Raw genomic sequence first — 4,174 nt, 5'->3', positions numbered from 1 at the left:
AGATAAGGAAATAGTCATGTTCTATAAATCACTGCTTAAGAGTGTCATTGTGACACTCATGCTCGTAACCGTTAACACAGTATTCGCGGCATCATCACCCACTACCCCAACAGAGATGACCTGCAAAGAATTCCTTGATCTTAATCCGAAAAGTATGACCCCCGTCGCTTTCTGGATCCTAAACCAGGATATCCAGTATAAAAAAGGCGATAGCGTCGATTTCCAGGAAATAGACCAGGTCTACACACCAAAAGTGATTGATGTTTGTAAAAAATCACCGAACAAAAAAATTACTGAGATGAAAAAAGAGATTGAGTGGGTACCTAAGAAACCAATGTAATATAACTCTGAGCCTCACATTACTTAATGTGGGGCTAACATTATTTTTGACTATTATTGGGGAGAAATAATCATGTTAAAGAAGATCATATTGATATCGCTACTGGCATTACCCGTCCACCAGGCATTGGCACTTGACTGCCAGAACGCACTGACACAACTGGATATGAACCAGTGCGCAAATTTAGATTATAAGAAAGCCGATACCGAACTAAACCGTATTTATAAACAGGTTTTGGCCAAAACCCCAGTTGCCCAAAGAGCATTATTAAAGAGTGCGCAACTTACCTGGATAAAATACCGTGACGCAGATTGTACCTTCCAATCCTCAGCCACCGAAGGCGGTTCAGTGCATCCTATGATTATCTCGGCTTGTTTGACCCACAAAACTGAAGCTCGCTCGGCAGAACTACAGTCATTCCTTGATTGTGCTGAAGGTGACCTAAGTTGCCCCTTATAGCGTGCTGTGATTAGCGTTGCCGAATAGTCGAGGGCGTTAGGTCATAAGCCACTTTAAAACAGTTACTGAAGTGGCTGGCAGAGCTGAAACCACACTCCAGGGCAATGTGAATAAGCGGCATCATACTATGTCTTAATAGCTGGTCTGCGCGAGATAACCGCGCTTTCAACACAAATTGATGTGGTGCCAGCCCAGTACTCTGCTTAAACATCCGTGCGAAATGGAACTCACTCAACCCTGCCTGTTCAGCAAGGTCTGACAACAGCAACGGCTGTGAAAGATGTTCGTCAATATACTCTTTCACCCGTTTTAACACTGCCGGAGACAACCCACCGCGAATTATGGGGATCGCCCACTGCAACTGGGTGTAATTTTTTAATAAATGGGTCATCAACAAGGTAGCAGCACTACTGAGGGCTAAATGATTGGCCTGTTCTTGCCAGTTACAATTCAGTAAAAATTGGCGATATAACAACGTTATTTGCGGATCTTCTGCGAAAATTCGTTCATCAACCTGAATTGACTGGGGGCTGCGCTCCCAAATTTGTTCAGCTAGCTGGCGCAGATGCTTATCGGTGCAATACAAATGTACAAATGACAGGTCATCCCGCACATCCCAACTGGATAAGCTGCCCTTTGGCATAATACAAAAACGATCCGGTCCACCGCCATTTTTCCAGCCAGCGCGCGTTTTGTGATAGCACTCATAGCCATCGGCAACATACAGGCTCAAGGTGTGGTGATCAGGGCTTTCTTGTGTAATACAGTCATCACGGTTAGACCAGGCAGCCAATTGAATACCCGAGCCGAGTTGCACACAATCATGCAAGCGCGCTTTGTGTTCTTTTAGGGTTTCAAAGGCTTGATACCGTTCCAACATTGCGCTGACTTCCTTTGGGTACGCGGATGAAACCAGTTTAATGGCTTGCCAGACGGCAGACTATATTTTCCAGTGATTTATCGTAAAAATGCGCAAGATTTTGCAATTTAAAGCAAGCCGCTGAAAGCGCCTCTGCTTCCCATACCGGATACTGCTGTTTTCTAGCTGTGATGAGAAATAACGATGAACGCGCTGCTATATTTGTTAGTTGTACTGATCTGGGGAACGACCTGGATTGCTATTACCCTACAACAGCAAGGTGATGTTGCTATTACTGTGTCCATTTTTTATCGGTTTGTGCTGGCGGCCGGTGTCATGATGATCGTTTTACTGCTCGCCCGCCGACTGCACCAGCTCACGGTACGTGACCACCTTTTTTGTCTGGCACAAGGGGTTTGTGTCTTTGCTTTTAATTTTTACTGTTTTTATCATGCTGCGGCTTATATCAGTAGCGGTCTGGAATCGGTTATTTTCTCAATGGCGGTACTGTTTAATGCCATCAATGGCATGCTTTTCTTTCGCCAACGCCTTAGCCCTAACCTGCTGCCAGCCAGTATCCTCGGCATGATAGGTATTGTTGCTTTGTTCTGGCAAGACCTGACCGCCACACAAATGGCCCCGGAATTACTTAAAGGTATTGGCTTAAGTTTGCTGGGTACCTATGGTTTTTCTCTGGGTAATATGATCAGTAGCCGCCACCAACGCAGGGGATTGGATATTCTGTCAACCAATGCTTATGCCATGACTTATGGTGCGGCAGTGATGGGACTTTTCAGTCTGATTCAACAACACTCTTTTACTCTCGAACTCACGCCACGTTACCTTGGCTCATTGCTGTATCTGGCTATCTTCGGTTCCGTGATTGCATTTGCCGCCTATTTCAGCTTGATTGGACGAATCGGAGCCAGTGGTGCGGCTTATAGCACCTTGTTATTTCCGCTGGTGGCCCTAACCATATCAACCTTCTATGAAGGCTATCACTGGCACCTGAATGCCATTATTGGTTTACTACTCATCCTATTAGGTAATTTAGTGATGTTCTCACGCCCAGGCATGATGCAATCCTGGTTTAAGCGCCGCCATCATTGCCAGCCACAAAGATAACCAAGAAAGGCCGATCGTTATCTCATCGAGAGTTCTGATCGGCCTTGCTCATTTTATTTTGCGGTATCTAAAATGGGTTCACGTACAATGAATATGTAAGACAGAGCCCCGAGGACAGTAACGCAAGAACAGATGGTTAATGCCAGGCTAAATGAGTGAGTGGTATCAACTATCCAACCCGTTATCACCGGTGCAAATGATGCAAATATGAAACTGGCAAAATTCTGTATGCTGCCAACCGATGCAGTCATACGAGAAGAGACCGCGACATGTATAAGCCCCCAGCATGATGTCCCAGCGAAGTGAATACAGAACAGTGCCATGCCTATTAATATAACCGCACTCCCGGTAGTGTCAGCACGGACGACGACAGAGGTAAATGCCGCTGACAGCAACATACCGACCGCAATGCATATTTTGCGGCTTTTTAAAGGAGCCATACCCTGACGGACCAGAAAATCGGTAATGAATCCATTACATAACATGCCTGCCGCGCCGAAAATAAAGGGAATAGAAGCAAACATGCCAGTGCTGGCAAGATTTAAATGATACGTTGTCTGCAAATAGCCCGGTAGCCATGCCAGATAGAGCCATGCGGTATAATTGACGCCACTGAAGCCCAGCATCATGCCCCACATAGTCCGATTACGGAATAAGCCACGCCATTCTTTAAAATTCATAGGCTTACGACTTACATTAACACTGCCAGCATCAAGATATTTTTGTTCTGCTTCGGTTAAATTGATACTGTCACGATTACGGTAAAGCAGATACCAACCGATAGAAAGTGCGATCCCCAGAAGACCAATGGTAATAAACATCCCACGCCAACCGATAACCATCATCATGGCGGCCAGAATAGGTGGACTGATGGCTAAACCAATTGTCGACGCGGAATTAAATATCCCCATAGGCAGGCCACGTTCTTTAATATTGAACCAGTCATTTATCACTTTCACACCGCAAGGGTTCATGGGTGCCTCACCGATACCTAACCCAATACGTACCAGAATAAATTGCGTAAAGGTATGAACTGCCCCGGATAGCGCCTGAAAGAATGACCATACAAACATGCCTAGCCCTAACATAATGCGCGGGCCTTTACGGTCTAACAACGGGCCACACGGCAGTTGAGCAATACCGTATGCCAGAGAAAATGCGGAAAGCAGAAAACCAATCTCCGTGGCACTTAGCCCTAGCTCTTCACGAATGGTTAAATTCGCTACAGATAAAGAACTACGGTCAAGAAAGTTAATAACTGCGGCCAAGAATAATAAAACCATCGATACGGTTTGAATTCTTTTAATACGACTAGAACGCTCTGTATGTAGTATGACCTTGGGGGTTTCATCTGATATTGGGTTTAATACACCCGCATCATTATTTATCAC

The 4,174-nt window shown here is 45.3% G+C and carries 5 protein-coding genes; 3 read left to right on the top strand and 2 right to left on the bottom strand.

Annotated features, from left to right (window positions below; genetic code table 11):
• Nucleotides 1-16: 16 nt before the first annotated feature.
• Together hdeB and V1952_RS20375 are read left to right on the top strand one after the other, a co-directional pair.
• Entirely contained in the window at nt 17-340 is a 324-nt protein-coding gene (hdeB, locus tag V1952_RS20380) for an acid-activated periplasmic chaperone HdeB (RefSeq protein ID WP_372559226.1), read from the top strand.
• Between the two features lie 72 nt (nt 341-412).
• On the top strand, nt 413-799 hold the full coding sequence (locus V1952_RS20375; protein ID WP_372559227.1) for a lysozyme inhibitor LprI family protein: 387 nt from the start codon (nt 413-415) through the stop codon (nt 797-799).
• 10 nt (nt 800-809) lie between these two features.
• Here V1952_RS20375 and V1952_RS20370 read toward each other — a convergent pair whose 3' ends face one another.
• Nucleotides 810-1,679, bottom strand: a complete 870-nt coding sequence (locus tag V1952_RS20370) for a helix-turn-helix domain-containing protein (RefSeq protein WP_420075421.1) — start codon at nt 1,677-1,679, stop codon at nt 810-812.
• Between the two features lie 183 nt (nt 1,680-1,862).
• Between V1952_RS20370 and V1952_RS20365 the strand changes: the two genes are divergently transcribed.
• Nucleotides 1,863-2,783 carry a DMT family transporter gene (locus V1952_RS20365; protein WP_372559229.1) on the top strand — a complete coding sequence of 307 codons (921 nt, stop codon included), beginning with the start codon at nt 1,863-1,865 and terminating at the stop codon, nt 2,781-2,783.
• A gap of 53 nt (nt 2,784-2,836) precedes the next feature.
• On the opposite strand, the gene V1952_RS20360 is transcribed toward V1952_RS20365, so the two are convergent.
• Entirely contained in the window at nt 2,837-4,066 is a 1,230-nt protein-coding gene (locus tag V1952_RS20360) for an MFS transporter (protein ID WP_420075422.1), read from the bottom strand.
• Nucleotides 4,067-4,174: the final 108 nt, after the last annotated feature.

The organism is Yersinia sp. 2542 StPb PI, assembly GCF_048593855.1.
In the GTDB taxonomy this organism is placed as follows: domain Bacteria; phylum Pseudomonadota; class Gammaproteobacteria; order Enterobacterales; family Enterobacteriaceae; genus Yersinia; species Yersinia enterocolitica_E.
This window is presented reverse-complemented; position numbering and strand designations above follow the sequence as displayed.